Genomic DNA, 22003 nt, shown 5'->3' on the forward strand with positions numbered 1-22003 from the left:
ACGCCATAGGCGCACTGTACCGCGCAAAAAATATTGTGTAGATGGGTAACGTTCTCGATGCGTCCGGGCCGAGTAAAACCTCGCGCCAACAAGAGCTTACGGATGTTTCGGTACGCACCCACCGACACCTCTTGTTGCAAGTCGCGCCGCCGCCCACCACCCGCGCTTCTTAGCATGCCCTCTTTACAAAAGTACATACAAAGTGACAGTTATGCCCGAGATTCCAAGGGAGGGCAGCGCGAGCACGCCTGAAACGCCAACATGCGCACCTGCTGCGCCCAACACACCACCCCCCAACCCCCACCACACCCTGGCAGCCTTGTGCCTGATAGCAAGGTTCCACCAAACGGCAGCCGAGCCGGCCACACTGGCCCACCAGCTTGGCCTGCAGCCCAGCGAGGCAGCGGGCACCACCGACATCCTGCGCGCGGCCCGGCACCTGGGCCTCAAAGCCAAATGCTCGCGCACCACGCCACAGCGGCTGCCCCTGGCGCCCCTGCCTGCCTTGGCAATACTGCGCTCGGACGACGGCACGCCACGCACCGTGGTACTGGCCCAATGCGACGGCCAACGCGTGCTGCTGCAAGACCCCACCGCCCCCGGCGCAGGCGCCCGCCCCGTCATCGAATCGCTGGAGCAATTTGCCCGGCACTGGAGCGGCGAACTCATCCTCATCACCAGCCGCGCCAGCCTGGCGGGCGAGCTGGCCAAGTTCGACTTCTCCTGGTTCATCCCCAGCCTCGTCAAACACCGCAAGCTGCTGGGCGAAGTGCTGATCGTCTCCTTCATGCTGCAGCTCTTCGCGCTGGTCAGCCCGCTGTTCTTCCAGGTCGTGATGGACAAGGTCCTGGTGCACCGTGGCCTGGCCACCCTGGACGTGCTGGTCATCGGCCTGGTGGTGGTTGTGGTGTTCGAGAGCCTGCTCAACGCCCTGCGCAGCTACGTCTTCAGCCACACCACCAGCCGCATTGATGTGGAACTGGGCGCGCGGCTGTTCCGACACCTCGTGCAACTCCCCCTGGCCTACTTCCAGGCGCGGCGCGTGGGCGACTCGGTGGCCCGCGTGCGCGAGCTGGAAAACATCCGCAGCTTCCTCACCGGCAACGCCCTCACCGTGCTGCTGGACGTGGTGTTCTCCATCCTCTTCGTGGCCGTCATGCTGTTCTACAGCGTGCCGCTGACCCTCATCGTGCTGGTCAGCCTGCCCCTGTACTTTGGCCTGAGCCTGGCGGTGGTGCCCATTTTGCGCAAGCGCCTGGATGTCAAGTTCGCCCGGGGCGCGGAGAACCAGGCCATGCTGGTGGAGACCGTCACCGGCATCCAAACCGTCAAGGCCAGCGCGCTCGAACCCAGCTTCGCGCGCCGCTGGGACAACCAGCTCGCTGCCTACGTCAGCGCCAGCTTCAAGACGCAGAACCTGGCCAGTTGGGCGCACGAAGGCGTCAACCTCATTGGCAAGCTCGTCAACGCAGCCACCCTCTGGTACGGCGCCCACCTGGTCATGGGCAATGAACTCAGCGTGGGCCAGTTTGTGGCCTTCAACATGTTCGCCCAGCGTGTGGCACAGCCCATCATGCGCATGGCCCAACTGTGGACCGACTTCCAGCAAACCGGCATTTCCATGGCCCGGCTGGGTGACATCCTGAACACCCGCACCGAAGTGCCGCCCAGCAGCGCCGCCCAACTGCCCCCCATCAAAGGCCGCATCACCCTGGACGGCATCCACTTCCGCTACCGCCCCGAAGCCGCCCCGGTGCTGGGTGGCATCCACCTGGATGTGCGCCCCGGCGAAGTCATCGGCATCGTCGGGCGCTCGGGCTCCGGAAAAAGCACCCTCACCAAACTGGTGCAGCGCCTGTACACCCCCGAACAAGGCCGCATCCTGGTGGACGGCATCGACATCAGCCTCATCGACGCCGCCCAGTTGCGCCGCCAGGTGGGCGTGGTGCTGCAAGAAAACCTGCTCTTCAACCGCAGCGTGCGCGAAAACATCGCCATTGCCGACCCCGCAGCCCCCATCGAAGCCGTGGTGCATGCCGCAAGCCTGGCAGGCGCCCACGACTTCATCAGCGAACTGCCCGAAGGCTACGACACCCTGGTGGGCGAGCAGGGCGGCAGTCTCTCGGGCGGGCAGCGCCAGCGCATCGCCATTGCGCGCGCCCTGTTCACCAACCCGCGCATCCTCATCCTGGACGAAGCCACCAGCGCCCTGGACTACGAATCTGAGGCCATCGTGCAGCGCAACATGGCCCACATCTGCCAGGGCCGCACCGTGCTCATCATCGCCCACCGCCTGTCTGCCGTGCGCCATGCGCACCGCATCATCGTCATGGACAAAGGTCGCATCGTCGAAGCCGGCCCGCACGACGCCCTGATCCAAAAGCAGCAAGGCCTGTACGCCCACCTGTGGCGCATGCAAGCAGGCACCCCCCGCCAGGAGAGCGCCGCATGAACAGCAACACCCCCGCAGCGCACAGCCCACGCCACCCCGCCATCGAACTGCTGCAACGCTACCGCGCCATCTTCCAGGCCGCATGGCAGCACAGGGCAGAACTGGCAGGCCCCACCCGCCTGGCCGACGAACGCGCCTTCCTGCCCGCCGCCCTGGCCCTGCAAGAAACCCCCGTACACCCCGCCCCGCGGCGCGCCGCCTATGCCCTCATGGCCCTGTTCACCATCGCACTGGCCTGGGCCTGCCTGGGCCAGATCGACATCGTGGCCGTGGCACCTGGGCGCCTCATCGTGAGCGAGCGCACCAAGGTCATCCAGCCCCTGGAGCGCAGCGTGGTTCAGCGCATCCTCGTCCAAGACGGCGACCATGTGGAAGCAGGCCAGCCCCTGGTGGAACTCGACCCCACCAGCGCCCAGGCCGACAAAGCCAGCCTCACAGAGACCCGCAAAGCCGCCCAGTCCGAATGGCTGCGCGCCCGCGCCCTGCAGCAAATGCTATCAAAACAAGAGCAATCAGCGCACATCCATCAAGCGCTGGACGCCAAAAAAGCCCTTGAAAATGACATCCCCACCGACTGGACCCCCGCCGACAAGGCCGACACCCAGGCCCAGCTGGCCGCCGAGTGGAGCGACATCACCGCCCGCCTGGCCCGGCTGTCTGCCGAACACCAGCGCCGCCAGGCCGAAATGGCCACCGTGCGCGCCATGATCGCCAAGCTCGAAGCCACGCTGCCCATCGCCCGCCAGCGCGAACAAGACTTCCAGTCGCTCACCACCCAAGGCTTCATGTCCGGCCACGCCAACCAGGACCGCAGGCGCGAACGCATAGAGCTTGAGCGCGACCTGGCCACCCAGCAGGCCCGGTACCAAGAAGCCCAGGCCGCCCTGCGCGAAGCCCAGCACGCCCGCAGCGCCTACCTGGCAGAAACGCGCAGAGCCTTGAGCGACCGCCAGGCCCAGGCCGACCTCAAGCGCCACCAGACCAGGCAGGAACTGGCCAAAGCCACCCAGCGTGAACACCTGGCCACCCTCACCGCCCCGGTATCAGGCACCGTGCAGCAACTGGCCCTGCACACCGAAGGCGGCGTAGTGACCGAAGCCCAGGCTCTGATGGTCATCGTGCCCGATGCGGCCAGCGTGAGCGCCGAGGTGCAACTGGAGAACAAGGACATCGGGTTTGTGGCACCGGGGCAGGACGTGGCCATCAAGCTGGAGACCTTCCCCTTTACCCGCTACGGCACCGTCAAAGCCAGTGTGGACAAGGTCACGCAGGACGCGGTGAATGACGAGAAACGCGGGGCGATCTTCCCGGCCACGCTCAAGCTGCAGCAGACCCACATCGACGTGGACGGCAAACCCATCAAGCTGGCGCCGGGGATGAATGTGACGGCGGAGATCAAAACAGGTAAACGCAGAGTCATTGAATACCTGCTCAGCCCGATCGAGAAGGCGGGGAGGGAGAGTTTGAGGGAGCGGTGAACGCTGCCTTGTATCAGCAACCACATCACATCAGTAAAGGAAAAATCATGGACAACATGCATTGGGACGAAGCCACACAAACCTGGAGTGGCCACGCAGAACCCTGGCTCATGAACCAGGAACCTACCCACTACAACGGCTGGAACAAACCCCTGTTGGTACCCAATGAGTGGCTTACCCCAGTAGCCGCGCAGCCATTGCACAACGTTTGGCTAGAGCTGCAGCGCCAAGCCCTTGGCGTAGGGGGACAAGACCTGGTGATCTACCCCATGAAGGACACGCCCCAGAATCTGCAAGGCGCGCTGCTCCAACTGGTGCAGGCCATGGCTGCCTTTGCACCGCCCGGTGCTATGCAGCAGCAGGAGCCAGGCGGTCAGTCGGTGCAACAACAAATGTTGTTGTGGGTGGCCGATAGCAGCAGGTGGGCGTGAGTGCAGGGTTCTACCAGCCTGAGAGCAGGCATACCTGTGGCGAAGCCCAACAGGCTGGGAGAGCCGATGCCTTTGCCACGGCACAAGGCGTGCACGGCTGCTGTGGAGCACCATGCAGCCAGTGGATTCAAGGTCGTCAGCAATGGCGGCAGGGTGACCGTGGAAGCGATTGGCGACTTCTTTGACCCCAAGATCCTCGATGCGATGGAGTACGGGAAAACCATCCATCGGCGCTGGAGTATGTCCAATCGCCAGGAAATATTGCGACAAACGATTTGCGCTGGCACCTTGCTGCCTGATGGATCGCACAAACCAATTTCACTCGATTATCGTGATTGAATAAACAGGAGAAGAAAATGGCTTTTGTTCTGGAAAAAACCCCGAAACCTGGTGAGCCGGGACGGGATTTCTATGATTTTATTGATAGCAAAGTGACGCAACCTATACGCGGCGATTGGGTTATCGATAAAGAAAGAGGCGTTGTTCTTTTTTACACCGGGAACAACTCTCGATCCCTAGGAGAAGGGGACGCCAAGTTCATGGAGCATTTTTTCACTATGGCGGGTAAAGATCTAGGACTCGGCATTGGTGTTTATGAAGAAATAGTTTCTGAAGAAAAAAAATCCGATGATTGTTTGATGATGAAGATCAATCTTCGGCTTTCAGAATTAACCCCTGAACTGTGGGCGATGGCTAAAGAAGCTCTGGCAGCATACGGCGATTATGGATCGATTTCCGATTATTTGAAATTCGAGCTTGTGGTGCTGAATGATGATGCAATCAAAGGGGTGAAATAATATGTTGACCTATGATCAAGCCATCGGAAAATTGACGGATCTCTTGGTAAAACCAGATTTCACTATCGACGATTTGCGCAGCCTGGCTAAAGAGGTGGATATTGCGCCCAATGCAAGGCACCTATCCTCCTGGGAATCTGCTCAATTTACCTTATTTTATGGGGGTGGAATCCAAGGAAATAGTACCACGGCGATCGTCGATGATCTTATAAAGAAGAATGTTTCTTTTAAGGCAATCGATAAGACGAATGTGGGTGAATTTCTAAAATCTCCTGAATTCGAGAAGGCCATCAAAACCCTAAAATCCCGCCCCGGCGCCGATGCAGCCAAGATCGATGCCATCCTTTATGGCGACCCGAAAAACGGCATCTGGGCTGAAGCCTCACGCCGTTTCGCAGCCAGCACCACAGGGGAAGTGCGTTATCTGGCAGGCGCAACCACGGGTTCGGACCGCATCTTTGCGCAAACGGAACTGCCCGAACTGCTCAAGCGCGGCAACGTGGTCACCCACATCGAAGGCATCCCCATTGCAGACCTCAACAAGCTGGGCGCCGATGCCTTTGACAAGATACGCACGGCTGCTGTGGAGCACCATGCAGCCAGCGGATTCAAGGTCGTCAGCAATGGCGGCAAGGTGGCCGTGGAAGCGGTTGGCGACTTCTTCGACCCCAAGATCCTTGACGCGATGGAGTACGGGAAAACCCATCCATCGGCGTTGGAGAACATCAAGAAATACTGGAGCGGGCTGAGCGATGTGGAGCAAAAGGCCCTGCAGGGTTTTGCCCGCAAGGGCGCCAAGCTGGCAGGGCCTGCGGGAGCGCTGCTGGTATTTGGCATGGCCTCAGCGCAAGCTGCAGAAGCCAAGGAACGCGGGGACACCGAAGGTGCGCGCCGCATCATGGAAGAGTGGGCGGTGGATGCGGCGGGCTCGCAGGCTGGTGCCGCCATTGGCATAGGCATCGTAGGGGTGGCCGCTGCCGTGGCGGCGGCTGCCGGGGCCACCGTGTCTGCACCCCTGGTGGCCGTGGCCGCCATCGGTGCCGCCGTGGTGGGCGGCATCATGGGCTCGGACTACGCCATCGGGCTGTGGAACCAGGTGCGGGGCAATGCCGAAGACGACCAGATGAACCTGCTCGAGCGCCTGGCAACCAAGGTGGCGCTGCACGACTTCCATGTGGTCTTTGGCACACGTGAAAACGACGAACTCACCGGCAGCGCGGACAACGACTATGTGTTTGGCGGTGGGGGCAATGACAGCCTCAATGGTTTGGCAGGTGCCGACGTGTTGCGTGGCGGAGCCGGAGACGACACCCTGGACGGCGGCACCGGCAGCGACACCCTGGTGGGCGGTGCGGGCAGCGACACCTACCGCTTCAGTGGCGACTGGGGCGTGGACTTCATCGAAGACAGCGACGGCCAGGGCCGCATAGAAGTCAACGGCCAGACCCTCACCGGGGGCAAGGCCGTATCGGCCAACACCTGGCAAAGCGAAGACAAGCAATGGCGCTACGCGCTGACCGAACAGGGCGACCTGGTGATCACCCATGTCAGCCAGGCGGGGCGCCTTGTGGTGCGCCGCTGGGGCGCCATGCAAGGCCAGCAGGGCAGCCCGCTGGGGCTGAGCCTGGAGCCCAGCGCGGGAGCGCAGCCCCCCGCGCCCAAGCCCGAACCTGGCCGGTACGCCCTGCAAGGCGGCTACTTCGTGCCTGGGGGCCCCAAGCTGCCAGGGGGCACCTGGCAAATCCTGAGCGACGGCAGCATCCCCGGCATGGTGCCCCTGAACGACTCCAACGACCTGATGGTGGGCGGAGAAAACGAGCCCAACGGGCTGTACCGGCACACCACCGGGATGGAAGCGGACAGCGAAGGCAAGCAGCACTTTACCGATGGCCTGACGAACTCGGTGAGCTTCTGGGGCCTGGGAGGCAACGACTTCATGTCGGGCGAGCAGTACGACGACTACCTGGATGGGGGTGACGACAACGACCTGATCTGGGGAGGGGCGGGCAAGAGCATTCATATGACGACGGCCATGCAACGGCGTGCCTGGCATTCAAAGGCTCGGCGCGCGCGTGCACCCTATGTGCGGCATGCGAGGCAAGCATGGTCGCACTTCGCAGCGAGGGCCATGTGATGCTGCAAATATTCAAGCGCATTCCCCTTACCGTTTTGTTCGTGGCATTACTGCTCACGGGCTGCGGCAAGGTGGACATCTCCTGGACTGAAGACGTTGTTCTTCAGGATGGAACACTGCTAGTGGTAAAGCGTGGTGCCCAGGGCAAAAAGATTGGCGAAATCGGCGGCTCCGGCGGCTGGGAAGCTACCCAGATGACACTGGAAATCGAGTCGCCCAAAGCGGTGACAAACCCACCAATCTGGTCAGAACGCTGGGTGCCCATGCTCTTTGACTACGACGCGCAAACCAAGGAATGGTTTGTGGTGGCGACCTTCTATACCTGCACCGACTGGTACGACCTGGGCCGCCCCCCATTGCCCTATATCGCCTACCGCACCAACGGCGGGCGCTGGGAGCAAGTGCCGCTAAGCCCAGAGCTGTATGGAAGGAAGGCCAATTTACTGACCGGCCCGCGCTCAGGTGGCGAGCCCAAGCGGGTGACGATTGAAGAAAAGACGCTTCGGGGCGAGCATGCAGGCAAGAAGTTCAAACAGGTAGTGAGCTCCTGGCAGACGGCCTGTTAATCCCCCATCATTTGCAAAGAAAGAAGACCATGGCAACTCTGACCGACTACGCACAAATCTCTGGCCGCGTTTATCAGCGGACTGATGAAAACCGCATGCATGTACCCGCTGGTTTCACAGAAATCCAGTGGCTGCGCGATGACCCCATCACCGGTTTCTCCGCAGGGGTATACAAGAAAGGCAATGAAATCGTCATTGGTTTCACGGGTACCAACGAAGGTCTGAGCCTGGACTTCTTACTCGCCAACATTCCTGCTGGAGCGGGCTTGAGTTCGGCCCAGATTACCCAGGCAACAACACTGGTGCTGGACGTGATCGCGGCCAACCCCGGCGCAACGATTTCATTTACCGGCCACTCCCTGGGTGGTGGGCTGGCGTCGGTGATGGCGATATTGTTCAACAAGGACGCGGCCATTTTTGATCCGGCGCCCTTTGAACCGACGGTACGCAATCCGGTAGTGTTGGGTTACCTGCAAGCCTATTTGACTTCAAATGGCTACAGCAACAGCGATTTGAACGACTACATCGGCAGCCTGGGGGCACAGTTCTCGCAAAGAGAAAGCCGGGTTTCAAGCTGGTATGTCGATGGCGAGGCCTTAGTTCCCTTGCGAGCGGTGGCGGGCTCCATCGTTGGTGATGGACAGGAAACAAAACTGGCGGTGGGCACACCAACTGCCAATGGAGTCAATCTGCATTCCATCACGCTGCTGCACGCCTTGCTGCTATCTCCCAGCTTCAAGGATGCCATCAGTGCCAAACCCTATGCCATTGAAGAGTTCTTTGACGGCCAACTTTATGCGAAAGACCCTCAGGTTTCCGATGTGCCGGACTTTCTGACGTATCTGCTGCGCCAGCATGTCGGCAACCCCGATGCAGGTATCCAGCCTAATAACGTGTTGGATCGATTTGCCGAAGACCTCAAGCGAATTGACTCCAGCGGCACTACCGCCAACAACCATTGGCAAAAGGCCCTCACCATAGCGGCAATGGACTACTACTACAACAAGGATGCAACCGATAGCAAACAGTTCTTCAAGCAGGAATCCGGAGCTATCCACTTTGATCTGAAAGACATCAATTCCACCACCCTGAAAAGCCTTCCATTTTTGCGTACCGCAGCCTCCAGCACGGCAACCGGTGGCGACCCTTTTGTGGGCGAATCTGAAATCGCCAACGCTACAGCCTGGCACGTACAAACCGGCGGGGGCGCCATGAACTGGCAGGAAAGTGCAGCAGCCAATGATCTGGCCATAGGCGGCATCGGTGCAGACGTTTTGCGAGGGGGCACGGGCGAAGACATGCTTATTGGTGGCGATGGAGCCGACGCGCTCGAGGGCGGGCAGGGCGGCGATGTATTGCAAGGCGGCGAAGGAGACGACACCCTGGACGGCGGCACCGGCAGCGACACCCTGGTGGGCGGTGCGGGCAGCGACACCTACCGCTTCAGTGGCGACTGGGGCGTGGACTTCATCGAAGACAGCGACGGCCAGGGCCGCATAGAAGTCAACGGCCAGACCCTCACCGGGGGCAAGGCCGTATCGGCCAACACCTGGCAAAGCGAAGACAAGCAATGGCGCTACGCGCTGACCGAACAGGGCGACCTGGTGATCACCCATGTCAGCCAGGCGGGGCGCCTTGTGGTGCGCCGCTGGGGCGCCATGCAAGGCCAGCAGGGCAGCCCGCTGGGGCTGAGCCTGGAGCCCAGCGCGGGAGCGCAGCCCCCCGCGCCCAAGCCCGAACCTGGCCGGTACGCCCTGCAAGGCGGCTACTTCGTGCCTGGGGGCCCCAAGCTGCCAGGGGGCACCTGGCAAATCCTGAGCGACGGCAGCATCCCCGGCATGGTGCCCCTGAACGACTCCAACGACCTGATGGTGGGCGGAGAAAACGAGCCCAACGGGCTGTACCGGCACACCACCGGGATGGAAACGGACAGCGAAGGCAAGCAGCACTTTACCGATGGCCTGACGAACTCGGTGAGCTTCTGGGGCCTGGGGGGCAACGACTTCATGTCGGGCGAGCAGTTCGACGACTACCTGGATGGGGGTGACGGCGACGACCTGATCTGGGGAGGGGCGGGGAGCGACACCATCAAGGGCGGTGCGGGCAACGACATCATCGTGACGAACATGGCGGCCACGTTCGACACGTTCCATGCATCAAAGCCCCCGGAGCCTGGTTACGTGCGAGGGCCGGAGACGGTGCTTACCTACTTTGGCAGCCAGGCGAACTACTCGGGGCGGTGGTGGGTAGACAAGTCCGAGGACGGACTGGATCTGACGATCCAACGCGCCTACGTGAAGAACCCTGAGGGGAGCAACACCTATTGGCCCGAGGGAGAGAACGACAGAGACACCGTAGATGCAGGCGAGGGTGATGACTACGTGTGGGGAGGGCGTGGTGCGGACTACCTGATGGGCGGTGCGGGAGACGACCACCTGGCGGGGCTGGGTGGGGGCGATGTGATCCTGGGCGGGGAAGGCAAGGACCTGATCTGCGGAGACAACTGGGCTGCAATGCAGTTGGGGGCGATGTACTCCGAAGACCAGGACTGGGGGTACGGAAAGAATATGCCTTTCGATGAGGCGCTCAAGAGCCCCACGCTGCATGGCGATGATGTGATCGATGCTGGTGCAGGCGACGACGAAGCATGGGGCGATGGAGGCAACGACGTGGTCTATGGTGGCAGCGGAAACGACCGACTGCTTGGTGACGCACTGATAGCCGCTTTGCCTGGCGAATACCACGGTGAAGACAAGCTCGATGGTGGCGAAGGCAACGACCTGTTGATTGGGTTGGGCAAAGACGACGTTCTGCTGGGCGGTGCGGGCAACGATGAACTGCAGGGCGACTACGACGACCTGCCTGCTGAGCTTCATGGCCGTGACGTGCTGGACGGGGGCGAAGGCGATGACAAGCTCGCGGGTGGCGGCAAGGGCGATGAGTTGACCGGCGGTGCTGGTGATGACGAATTGCAGGGCGATACAGCGAACCTGGCAGGGCAGTTCCACGGCGACGATGCGCTTGACGGCGGCGACGGCAACGACAGGCTTTACGGGCAAGGTGGCTCGGACACCATCCAGGGTGGCGCGGGCAATGACTACATTGAGGCAGACGATGACATAGGCGGTCTGGCGGCAGAATTCCACGGAAACGATGTGGTGGATGGCGGCGATGGCAACGACAACATTGCGGGCGGCGGCGGCAACGACACGCTCTATGGCGGTGCAGGCAATGACTGGATTGCGGGCGAAGACGAAACCGAAGTGACATCGGTAAGCACGCTGCGCGGCGACGACAGCATCTTCGGCGGTGCGGGCGACGACACCCTGGTGGGCGGCAATGGCGACGACAAGCTTGCGGGCGACGAGGGTGACGACTGGCTCTACGGCGGCGCAGGTGACGACCATCTTGACGGTGGCGTGGGGCGCAACATCTACAAAGGCGGCGCAGGCAACGACACCTATGTGGCCACCGCCGACGGTGTGCACATCATCGAAGATGCCGAAGGCAGCAACGTGGTGTACGGCATCGAAGGGCTGGAGCCCAGCGCCACGCAGGATGGCGACCTGGTGTTCAGCGCACCGCAGCGCACGGTGGTGCTCAAGGGGGCGCTGACAGGCAGTTACGCGGGCAGCGTGTGGGCCGATGGCCGGGAGATGGCGCTGGGGGACTATGTCGAACAACATTTCGAGCAGCCGTTGACGCTGACAGGCAGTGGTGTGGACCAGAAGTTCTGGGGTGGCCGGGGTGCAGACGAGTTTTTTGCCCGCGGCAGCAATGCCCAGGTGCGTGGGGGCAAGGGCAACGATCAGATCACCTTCGACAGCACGGGGGGGCGCGTGGTGCTTGGCCGTGGCGATGGCCGCGACAGGGTGCTGCTGGCGGCGCTCCCTTCGCAGGGTGCGCCAGCCACCAACAAGGTGGGCGTGCAACTGGGCGAGGGCATTGCCGCAGGCGATGTGTCGTTTGAATTCGATGCCGCGGGCAATGTGCTGAAGCTGCGCTATTCGCCCGAACCGGACGACGTGCTGGAGGTTGCGTATGGCGGCATGGTGCCGCCTTCGGTGGTGGATACGCCGCCCATTGGCGAGGTGCGGTTGGCCGATGGCACCGTGCTGGACTTCAATTTTGCCGTGCAGGCGGCCGACGAGGATGCTCCGTTTGTCTATCAACTTCCTGCGCAGGTGTTTGCGAACCTGGGGACGGGGGCAGCACTGTCTGCTTCGCTGGCGGGTGGGAAGCCTTTGCCTGGCTGGCTGCATTTCGATGCGGTCACGCGCACCTTCAGCGGTACGCCGGGCAATGATGACGTGGGCAACTTGTCGCTGCAGGTGTCTGCGGTAAAGGATGGCGCCACGGCGGCGTTTTCGGTACCGTTGGTAGTGCGCAATGTGAATGATGCACCGCAGGCTGGCGCAGCACTGCAGACCTATGCGGGGGATGAGGACAAGGGCTGGACGGTGGACCTTCCCGAGGGTGCGTTCACCGATGTGGACCGTGGCGATGTATTGACCTATTCGGCAAAACAGGCGGATGGCAAGCCACTGCCAACATGGCTGCAGATAGATGCCAAGACTGGCCGACTGACCCATGCCATGGGCTATGCACAGGCCACGCGCCTGGATGTGGTGATCTCCGCGACCGATTCAGCGGGTGCCAGCGCGCAGCAGACACTGGCGCTGACGGTGCGCTCCAAGCTCGATGCAGACGCGGTTCTGGGGACTTCCGGCAATGACCAGTTGGCCGGTGGTCCGGATTCCGAGGTGCTGATCGGGGGCGAGGGCGACGATGTGCTGGATGGAGGAGGCGGAAATGATGAACTGATTGGTGGCAACAGCAATGGGTCGCGTCATGTTTCCCAGGGACATGACACGTATCTTTTTGGCCGAGGCGATGGTGAAGACATGATCTTGAGCGGCGGCACAGGCACCCTGAAGTTCAAAGCGGGAATCCGGCCAGAAGATGTCTTGGTCGGTCGTGGCCTTGACACCGTGACGGTGTGGGGTGCTGATGGAAGCCATCGTAGTGTTGCTACAGGCATTGTGTTTACCATCATCGACACGGGCGAGAGGATATTGCTCCCCGATTTCCATGCGGCCAGCGGCTTGGGTGCTGGAAAGCTGGACTCCGTGACGTTTACTGACCATCCCGGGGTGGTGTGGGATGCGCAAACCGTCAGCCGCCTGGCGCTGATCGGCTCCAATGGCAATGAAGCCATCAACGGCTACGCTTCCGACGATGTACTGCGCGGAAATGCCGGCAACGACACCCTGTGGGGCCATTGGGGCAATGACGCCTATCGGTATGGCAAGAACGATGGCAAGGATCTCATCTATGAATTTGCAGATGAGGGGGCCGACAAAGTCGTTCTAGATGCCGATGTGGCGCCGCAGGACGTGGTCTTGTTCCGGGTGTACGACGAGCCTGCCAACTATCCGAACGGAGTGTTGGTGGTGCGTGTCAAGACGGGCGACACCGAGATCCGGATTCCCAACTTTTTTCAGGATGCGTTGGGCGCGGGGGTGGAGTCCATTGAGTTTGCCAATGGCGTTGTGTGGGATCGCAGCTATATCCTGGCCAACGCACAGGGCAGCGCCTCCACGGCGGATGAATTTACCGGCACGGCGCAGGATGACCGGTACGTGGTGGACCATCCGCAAGATCGGATTGTCGAGCAGCCCAATGGGGGCGTGGACTCGGTGGAGTCCAGCATTACCTACACGCTGCCGGCCAACGTCGAGAACCTGACGCTGACGGGGTTTCGCTCCATCAACGGCACAGGCAATGCCGGGGACAATGTACTGATTGGCAATAGTGCGGACAACGTGCTCGATGGCGGCGGTGGTGGCTTGGACACCATGCAGGGCGGGATAGGAAACGACGTTTACGTTGTAAATGCGGCGACACAGGTGTTTTATGGCTTTAGCCCTAGGTATGAAGACAATGAGATCAAAGTGAACATCTCTGAGTCTGCGGATGGCGGCGTGGATGAGTTAAGGATCAATACTTTCTACGCCAGGCTGCCCGATAACGTGGAGAACCTTAAGGTGACGTCGTTCATGGCGACTTCCTTTGATAGCAACTCCGCAACTTCCCCGCTGGCCAAGTATTTTGGCAATGGCTTGGACAATGTGCTTGATCTCGGCGCCATCGACTATGACTACCTGCCGGTCGAGCTTGACGGTGGCGCGGGCAACGATGTGCTGATCGGCGTCCAGAATCGATTTTCTTCACACCCCGGAGATACCAGAGCGAGTTACGGATCAGCCCCAGGCGCCGTGAATGTTTCGCTGGCAGTTACCGGGCCTCAGGATACGGGGTCTGCCGGTGCGGATACGCTGCGGAATATCACCGGCCTGGTCGGCAGTGCGTTCAATGATGTCCTGACCGGGAACGGGGAGAAGAACGTTATTGATGGCGGTGCCGGGGCAGATCGCATGACGGGTGGTGCTGGAAACGACACCTACTACATCGACAACGTGGATGACGTGGTGATCGAGACAGCCAATGGCGGCTACAGGGATGTGGCCTATGTCCAGGGCCTATCAAACTACACGCTTGCCGAACATGTCGAGGATCTGACTGTCAATCTGACAGAAGCCGCCAGCGCTGTGATTTCAGGCAATGACGGCAACAACTCCATTCAGGTTACCAAGAATCATCGGGATGCCCAGCCTACGGTTGTCCGGGGCATGGGCGGAAATGACGGCCTGATTGTTTCTTTCTCGGGTATGGAATTGGATGGTGGTAGCGGTGACGACTACCTGAGAGGTGGCCGTTACACCGGCGGCATTTTTATCGGTGGAACGGGCAACGATACTTACGAGATTCTTGGCGGTGGTAGTGGAGAAATCATCCGGGCGAATGCCGTGGCTGACCCATCAGAGACAAACACCCTGCTGTTGAGGGGTGTTACCAAAGCCAACTTGCGCTTTCAGCGCAGGGGTGATGATCTCGTGATTCCGCACTATGGCGGAGATGCGCTGCGTATCGAGAAATTCTTTGATGCGGCGGGTGCTCCGGGGGAATTGAGCCCGGTTCAGATCATTGTGCTGGACGATGGCAGTTCCCTTGATTTCGCTGCCATTACGGCCTTTGTAAAGGAGAATGCGGCACCGGTAGTCCACCAGCCCATTGCACCTGCAGAGGCCAAGGATGGAGAGCGGTTCACCTGGTTCGTGCCCGATGACGCCTTTACGGATGATGGGGATGTGCTCACCTATTCGGCGACCATGGAGGACGGTTCTGCGCTGCCAAGCTGGGCCACCTTTGATGCGGACAGTGGCAAACTCAGCGGAACCGTCCGGGCCAATGGCAATCAGGATTTGCGCATCAGGATCACGGCAACGGACGAGGAGGGCCTTTCCACCTCTTCCATCTTTGAGTTGGCCGTGCGCGTGGAAAATCTGGTTCTTGATGGGACAACCGGCAACGACACCCTCAGAGGCATGGGTGGCGATGACGTCCTTTCTGGCCTGGGTGGAAAAGACCAACTGCAAGGCGGTGCGGGCAATGACCGGCTGCTTGGCGGCGATGGTGATGACTCGCTGTTTGGCCAGGCCGGCAATGACACCTTGGTGGGTGGATCGGGCAACGACTTCCTTTCTGGCGGTGCGGGCAATGACGTTTTCGAATACACCAAAGGCGATGGCCAGGACACACTGGATGCCACCGATACGAAGACTGCCGTGGATAAGCTGGCGGTTCATGGATGGCTTGCCTCGCAGGTGCAGTTGCTCCGTTCTGGAAATCACCTGTTCATGCGTATGGGGGCCTCAGATCAGATCGCGTTGTACAACTATTTCCAGGCTGACTCGGTGCTGGAAGGAGCGCCCGCAGACAGCAAGGTTGACCAAATCATCTTCGATGACGGTGTGGTTTGGGATCAAGCCAAGATTGCTGCGGTGCTCGCTGCCAGCGGCGGTGGAAGCGGCGGTGGTGGAGGCGGCAGTGGCGGTGGCACAGGGCCGGGTACTGGACCAGGCAATCCTCCGCCATCGACCTACACCTACAACTACGTCTTGGCAGACCAGTACTCGGACTTCACTCTTTCGGGCAATGGATCCTATGTGATGAAAGGCAATAGTCGGGCCAACAAGCTCACGGGCAACGATGGCGCAAACGTGATCAATGGCGCGGCCGGAAACGATACCCTGACCGGCGGAAAAGGTGGGGACACCTATTTCCTGGAGGCAGGGACAGGGCAGGACACGATCGTCGAGAATGACAGCACCGCAAGCGTGGTGGATCTGCTCCAATGGGGCTCTGGCATTCAGCACGACCAGCTCTGGTTGCGCAAGGTGGGCAACAACCTGGAGGTCAGTGTGATCGGTACGGGCGACAAGGCCATTGTGAAGGACTGGTATCTGGGCGACAGCCGCCATGTGGAACAGATCTGGGCAGATGGCAAGGTTCTGACGGACGCCAAGGTGCAAGCACTGGTCGATGCAATGGCGTCCTTCTCGCCCCCGGCAATGGGGCAGACGACTTTGTCGGCCAGCTACCAGTCCGCATTGGCGCCGGTCTTTGCGGCCAACTGGCAATGAACTCCTGGCGCGGACTGCGCCGCGCAGCCGCGCCAGGCTCACAGCCAAGGCGAACCAAGCAACGCACAGCGGCTAACGATATGGCTCGGTTCGCTGTGCATGCCCTCACGTCCGGGGCATGCGACGGTACTGGTGAACGTGTAGCCCCAAGGCACGCTATCTGCGCCCGCCTGCCAGCCCCAGGATCGGCACGCTGAACACCGCCGCCAGCGCCCCCAACCCCAGCGCGATGGCCAGCAGGTTGGCCCAGTCCACCCAGTAGCCCATGTTGGACAGGGACGACTGGGTGAGCGTGGGCACGCTGAAGAACAGCGCCACCGCCACCAGCGCGCCCAGCAGCAGCGCCTGGCGCACCTGGCGTGCCCCCAGGCGGCCGCGCGCGGCCACGAGCAGGGCCACCCACACGGCAAGCAGCAGCGCCAGCAGGGGCCAGATGCCCAGGGCGATTTCATAGACGATGTTCATTGCCAGCCAGATTTCGTACATGGTGTGTCTCCTTTCAATTCATGGAGCGATGCAACGCGCGGTCGCTTGCAAAGCCATTTCCGTTCATTCAGCGTAGTTGCTCAAGCAGCCGAACCTGCCCCCAGGCCTGGGCTCTCGCGCAAGGGCCGCCAGTATTCCCACGTGCGGGCGCTGGGAGCGTCCCCCTGCCCGCATTGCGCTGCAATGCGAGAGCGGGGGGAAGGCCCGCAGGGCCTCAGGGGGGGTGTTTACTCATACCCGGCCTTTGAGCACCGCCATGTAGGCAGGCTTGAGCAAGCGCACCTTCATGAGCCAGGCAAAGTAGCTTTCCTGCAGCGGCTCGATCATGGGCAGCGAGGGGGTGAGCTTGCCGTCGTAGTCGAACTCGATCAGCATGGCCGAGCCTTCGCGCACGATGAGCGGGCAGGAGGTGTAGCCATCGAACTTTTCGCCCGGCACGCGCCCGGCGATCACATCGGCCAGGTGCTGCGCGACGATGGGGGCGCTTTTCTTGACCGTGGCCGCCGTCTTGCCGCGAGGCGTGCCGTTGATGTCGCCCAGGCCGAACACGTTTTTGTAGCGGCGGTGCTGCAGCGTGTCCTTGTCCACCTCCAGCCAGCCGCCTGCGGCCATGGGGCCTTCCTTCCAGGCGAGGTCGGAGTTCTTCACCGCGTCGGGTGCGCGCATGGGTGGCACCACGTGGATGAAGTCGTAGGGCACCTCGGTGGCTGCGCCTTCAGGGTTCACAAAGGTGGCGCGGCGCGCGCCGATGTCGATGGCCTTGAGCTTTTGCGTGTACTGCACCTGCACGCCCAGGGCCTGCCAGCGCTCCAGCACGTTGTCGTTCACGGCCTTGACGCCGAACACGTTGGGCAATGCCGAGTAGAACGTGACCTGTGACTTGCCGAGCGTGCCCGCCTGGGCCAGGCGGTCGCGCACCATGAAGGTCATCTTGAGCGGCGCGCCCGCGCACTTGAGCGGCGTGGACGGCAGCGTCATCACGGCCTGGCCGCCCTTCTGGCGGAAGCGGTCCATGGCAGCCCAGGTGGCCACGGCGGCGTCGGAGCTGGGGTACACGCTGGCCAGGCCGTCCTGGCCGATGGCCTTGGTGTCCATGCCCTCGATCTGCGCCCAGTCCTGGTGCGTGCCCACGGCCACCACCAGGTAGTCGTAGCGGATGCGCTGGCCGCCTGCGGTGACCACGGTGTTGGCGGCCGGGTCGAACTCGGCCACCATCTCGCGCAACCACTGCACGCCCGCCGGTTGCAGGCTGGCGTTGCTGTCGATCACCTTGTCCACCGGCCACACGCCGCTGGCCACCAGGGTGTAGCCGGGCTGGTAGTTGTGCACTTGCTTGGCGTCGATGATCGTGATCTTGGCGCCGTCGAGCAGGCCCTGCAGCCGGTGCGCCACGGCAATGCCCGCCAGGCCACTGCCCGCAATGACGATGTGGGCCTGCGTGGGCTGGCGTGCTGCCTGTGCAGGGGCCGGTTGCAGGCCCAGGCCTGCGGCGGCGCTGGCGCCAGCCGCACCGGCCAGCCAGGCACGGCGTGTGGGCGCCCCTTGGGGTGCGCGGTGGGTGGTGGGTTTGTCTCGCTTCATGCTTGTCTCCTGTGGTTTGTGTAGGGCATGGGCTGGGCCGGGGGAATGGCTGCGGTGCGCGGGCCTGGGGCGCACCACAGGGTGGCGGGGCTAGCGGTACGGGCGCAGGTAATTCCATTCAAAGGCGCGCTTGGCCCAGTGCATGGCGCGCAGGGGCGGCAGCAGGCGTTGGCGCGTGGGGGTGCGCCAGACCAGGGTGCCCTGGTCCAGGCTGTCGATGATGCAGGCCAGCTCCACCTTGAAGCGGGCCGTGGGTTTGCGCCCGGCCAGGGCGGCCAGCAGGTTGGCGGCGGCGGCCCGGGCCTGCAGGTCGGCCATGTGGGCTTGCTTGGGCATCCAGTCGGGGCCGGGGAAGCTGCCCGAGTCACCCACCACCCACACATGCTCGGTACCGGGCACGCGGCAGTGTTCGTCGGCCTGCAGCAGGCCGCCAGGGGAGCGCGGCAGGTCGGTCTGGTCGAACCAGGCGTTACCGGTCATGCCGGGCATGAAGAGGATGAGGTCGGCCGCAAACTCCCCGCCCTCAGTAACCACCTTGCCCGGCTCGAAGCGCTGCATCTTGTGCCCCAGGTGGGTACGGATGCCCCGGCGCGCCATCTCGGCCAGCAGGTGCCGCACGGTGGCCGGGCCCAGCCGGTTGCCGGGCTCGGTGCTGGGGTTGAAGAACACCAGCTCGAAGCGGTCGCGCCGCCCTTCGCGGCGCAACTGGGTGTCGATGCCGAACAAAAATTCGAACATCGGCCCGCCGCGCACGGCCTGGGGCTCCTGCGGGTTGGCCGCAAAGCCCACGGCGATGGTGCCGCCCTGCAGGGCGCGCAGCCGGTCGCGGATCTGCTCGGCAGCGGCGATGCCCTCGCAGGGCGTGATGGCGTGCTCTATGCCCGGCAGCTTCTTGATGAAGCGCCCGCCCGTGGCGACGAGCAGCGCATCGTTGGGCAGCGCACCCGCGCTGGTCAGCACCGTGCGCCCGCCGTCCTGCAGGCCGGTGACCTCGGCCGCCACATGGCGCACACCCATGCGCTGGAAGAATGGCCCCAGCGGCACGATGAGTTGCTCGCGCGTGCGCAGGCCGCTGGGGATCCAGATGATGCCGGGCAGGTAGTGCAGTTCGGCGCGCGGGGACACCAGGGTGATCTCGGCGCGCGGGTCGCGGTGGCGCAGCGCGCGCACCGCGGACAGCGCGCCGAAGCCCGCCCCCAGGATGGTGATGCACGCGGCCACGTCAGGCCTCCTGGCCTGCACTCAGGCGCTGGGCCACGCGCTGCACGGCGGTGCGGGCCTGCTCCAGCGCGTCGCGCACTTCGGCCTGGGTGCTGCCGCTGGCCTGCAGGATCACGCGCGGGTCCTGCAGCACGATGCGCGTGCGCCCCGGTGTGGGCTCGGCAATGCTGCCGCCGCAGGGCAGCAGCGCGGCGATGTCGGGCTCGGCGCTCACCAGGGCGTGGGCAATGCGCGGCGAGCACAGGCCCAGCAGGCGCTGGGGCGGGCTGTCCAGCCCGAGCTTGGCCTTGAGCGTGGCCTGCATGTCCACCTCGCTGACGATGCCCATCTGCTCGGCGGCCAGGGCGGAGCGCAGGGTTTCCAGGGCCTGGGGCAGCGGCTGGGCCAGCTCGGCGGTGAAGGCGTAGGCGGTCATGGGCGGGGTTTCCTTTCAAATAAATTTGGGGTCAATTGGACTGCAGGGCAATACCATCAAGCGCAAGTAGCTACTATTTTGATAGCATTTATTGCACCACTCCTGGGGTTGGCGGCTGCACGCTGCGCAGCGTGGCTTCGTCGAGCTGGCCCGCCAGCGCGGCCAGGCGCAGGCGCTCCAGCACCAGGCTGCTGCGCGCCTGGGCCAGCGACAGGCGGGTGGCGGCGGTGTCGTTTTCGGCGTTCAGCAGGTCGAGCACGGTGCGGTGGCCCACCTCCAGGCCGGTGCGGGTAGCGTCCAGGCGCGCCTCGCTGGCCTGCAATGCCTGGCCCAGGGCCTGCACGCGCTCGGCGCCCACCTGCAGGCCCAGCCAGGCGGCGTGCACATCGCGGTCCACCTGGCTGCGCGTGGCTTCGACCTGGGCGCGGGCCTGGTCCCAGCGGCGCAGGCTTTCGGCCTCCTTGGCGCCGCGCCAGCCGCCGGTGTACAGCGGCACGCTGAGCTGCACGCCCACCATGGCGTTGACGCTGCGGTTGCGCGCACTGCCGTGGTCGCCACTGCCGCGCAGGCGCTCATCGCCCGCTTGCGCCACCAGGTCCACCGTGGGGGCGGCGCTGCGGCGGTGCTTGTCGGCCTCGGCCTGCGCGATGTCGGCGGCCAGTTGCTGCAGGCGGATCTGGGGGTTGCCGTCCTGCGCCTGGGCCTGCCAGTGCGCCAGCGCGGCCTGGGTGCGCGCGGGCTCGGGCACCAGCGCTGCGGGCAGGTGCGCCTGCAAGCCGTCCATGGGCAGGCCAGTGCTGTCGGCCAGCTCGCGGCGGCGCAGGTCCAGCGCCACCTGGGCGGCGAGCACCTGGGCGCGCAGTGCGCCCTGGCGCGCGCGCGCCTCGTGCGTGGCGGTGATGGGGGCGGCGCCCAGCACGAAGCGGTCTTGCGCCTCGGCGGCGGCCTGCTGCACGGCCTCGTACTGGCGCTGCAGCACCTGGAGCGATTCCTGCGCCACGGCCAGCTCGAAGTAGCGCTGCGCGGTGCGCAGCATCAGCGCTTGCTGCGCGGCCTGCCATTGCAGCTCGGTGCTGTCGGCCTGCAGGCCCAGTTGCTGCTGCTGGGCGCGGCGCTCGGCGTTGAGCAAGGGCTGGCGCGCCTGCAGCGCCCAGCGCGTGGCCGTGCCGCCGGTGACCGAGGTGCTGAAGTTCACGCCGTTCGACGTGCCCATGCCGGGGGCCGAGAATTGCGCGCCCCGCATGTCGCTCTCGCCCGTGGCCACGCCTGCGGATGCGGTGAGCGCCACGCCAGGGCGCCACAGGGCGCGCGCCTGGTCGCGCAGGGGTTGCGCCGTGGCCTGGGCCTCGCGGGCCACGGCCAGTTCGCGGTCGTTTTGCTGCGCGGCCTGCCAGGCCTGCAGCAGGTCGGTGGCCCGGGCCGTGGGGGCGGCCAGTGCCAGGGCCAGCAGGGAGGTGCGCCAGAGGGCTTGCATCGGGAGCCTTTCTGTCTTTCTGTCCACGGGCTCAGGCGGTGGCCTGGGCGCTGAGTTGGCTGAATTCGTCGAACGCGGCGCTGGCCTTGGCGGCGTACATGAGCGAGGGGCCGCCGCCCATGTACACGGCCATGCCCAGCGCCTCGGCCACTTGCGCGCGCGAGGCGCCCAGTTCCACCAGCGCCTTGGCGTGGTAGCCCACGCAGGGGTCGCAGCGCGCGGCCACGGACAGCGCCATGGCGATCAGCTCCTTGGTGGTCTTGTCGAGCGCGCCGTCCTTGGTGGCGGCCTGGGCCATGGCGGAGAAGCCGCGCATCGTGTCGGGGATGTCGGCACGCAGGCTGGCAAGCTGGGCCGAGGTGGTGCGGGTGATGTCCTGGTAGCTGGTCATGGTGTTTTTGGCTTCTAGGGCTTATGGGTAG

General features: G+C 63.4%; 14 protein-coding genes. 8 read left to right on the forward strand and 6 right to left on the reverse strand.

Going from position 1 to position 22003, the window contains the following annotated elements:
- Positions 1-310 precede the first annotated feature (310 nt).
- The 8 genes from GWK50_RS17950 (at position 311) to GWK50_RS20065 (ending at position 16404) form a co-directional block, all read left to right on the forward strand.
- Complete coding sequence (locus GWK50_RS17950; RefSeq protein WP_242455491.1) at positions 311-2452, forward strand: type I secretion system permease/ATPase; 2142 nt, start codon at positions 311-313, stop codon at positions 2450-2452.
- A complete protein-coding gene (locus GWK50_RS17955; RefSeq protein ID WP_162017706.1) occupies positions 2449-3930 on the forward strand; it encodes an HlyD family type I secretion periplasmic adaptor subunit in 1482 nt (493 codons plus the stop codon). Before GWK50_RS17950 ends, GWK50_RS17955 begins: the two co-directional genes overlap by 4 nt.
- Complete coding sequence (locus GWK50_RS17960) at positions 3927-4361, forward strand: hypothetical protein (protein WP_162017707.1); 435 nt, start codon at positions 3927-3929, stop codon at positions 4359-4361. The genes GWK50_RS17955 and GWK50_RS17960 overlap by 4 nt, the downstream gene beginning before the upstream one ends.
- Before the next feature lie 36 nt (positions 4362-4397).
- On the forward strand, positions 4398-4700 hold the full coding sequence (locus tag GWK50_RS17965; protein WP_162017709.1) for a hypothetical protein: 303 nt from the start codon (positions 4398-4400) through the stop codon (positions 4698-4700).
- 17 nt (positions 4701-4717) lie between these two features.
- Complete coding sequence (locus tag GWK50_RS17970) at positions 4718-5158, forward strand: hypothetical protein (RefSeq protein WP_162017711.1); 441 nt, start codon at positions 4718-4720, stop codon at positions 5156-5158.
- Positions 5159-5408: 250 nt separating this feature from the next.
- Positions 5409-7292 (forward strand): calcium-binding protein, encoded by a 1884-nt coding sequence (locus GWK50_RS17975; RefSeq protein ID WP_162017713.1) that lies wholly within the window; start codon positions 5409-5411, stop codon positions 7290-7292.
- Complete coding sequence (locus tag GWK50_RS17980) at positions 7262-7858, forward strand: hypothetical protein (protein ID WP_162017715.1); 597 nt, start codon at positions 7262-7264, stop codon at positions 7856-7858. The genes GWK50_RS17975 and GWK50_RS17980 overlap by 31 nt, the downstream gene beginning before the upstream one ends.
- 29 nt (positions 7859-7887) lie before the next feature.
- Complete coding sequence (locus tag GWK50_RS20065; RefSeq protein ID WP_162017716.1) at positions 7888-16404, forward strand: putative Ig domain-containing protein; 8517 nt, start codon at positions 7888-7890, stop codon at positions 16402-16404.
- Between the two features lie 156 nt (positions 16405-16560).
- Here the strand turns inward: GWK50_RS20065 and GWK50_RS17990 are convergent, their stop codons facing one another.
- The 6 genes from GWK50_RS17990 to GWK50_RS18015 all read right to left on the reverse strand — a co-directional run bounded on the left by GWK50_RS17990 (position 16561) and on the right by GWK50_RS18015 (position 21972).
- A complete protein-coding gene (locus GWK50_RS17990; protein ID WP_162017718.1) occupies positions 16561-16890 on the reverse strand; it encodes a hypothetical protein in 330 nt (109 codons plus the stop codon).
- A gap of 231 nt (positions 16891-17121) precedes the next feature.
- Positions 17122-18471 carry an FAD/NAD(P)-binding oxidoreductase gene (locus tag GWK50_RS17995; protein ID WP_162017720.1) on the reverse strand — a complete coding sequence of 450 codons (1350 nt, stop codon included), beginning with the start codon at positions 18469-18471 and terminating at the stop codon, positions 17122-17124.
- 90 nt (positions 18472-18561) lie between these two features.
- Positions 18562-19692, reverse strand: coding sequence for an FAD/NAD(P)-binding oxidoreductase (locus tag GWK50_RS18000; protein WP_162017721.1), 1131 nt, complete (start codon positions 19690-19692; stop codon positions 18562-18564).
- 1 nt (position 19693) lies between these two features.
- Positions 19694-20107, reverse strand: coding sequence for a DUF302 domain-containing protein (locus GWK50_RS18005; protein WP_162017722.1), 414 nt, complete (start codon positions 20105-20107; stop codon positions 19694-19696).
- A gap of 88 nt (positions 20108-20195) precedes the next feature.
- The gene (locus tag GWK50_RS18010; RefSeq protein WP_162017723.1) at positions 20196-21581 is read right to left on the reverse strand and encodes a TolC family protein; all 1386 of its coding nucleotides are present in this window, start codon (positions 21579-21581) and stop codon (positions 20196-20198) included.
- A 31-nt stretch (positions 21582-21612) separates the two neighbouring features.
- A complete protein-coding gene (locus GWK50_RS18015; protein ID WP_162017724.1) occupies positions 21613-21972 on the reverse strand; it encodes a carboxymuconolactone decarboxylase family protein in 360 nt (119 codons plus the stop codon).
- Positions 21973-22003 lie beyond the last annotated feature (31 nt).

Origin of the sequence: Acidovorax sp. 210-6 (assembly GCF_010020825.1) — a bacterium.
Lineage (GTDB): Bacteria > Pseudomonadota > Gammaproteobacteria > Burkholderiales > Burkholderiaceae_C > Simplicispira > Simplicispira sedimenti.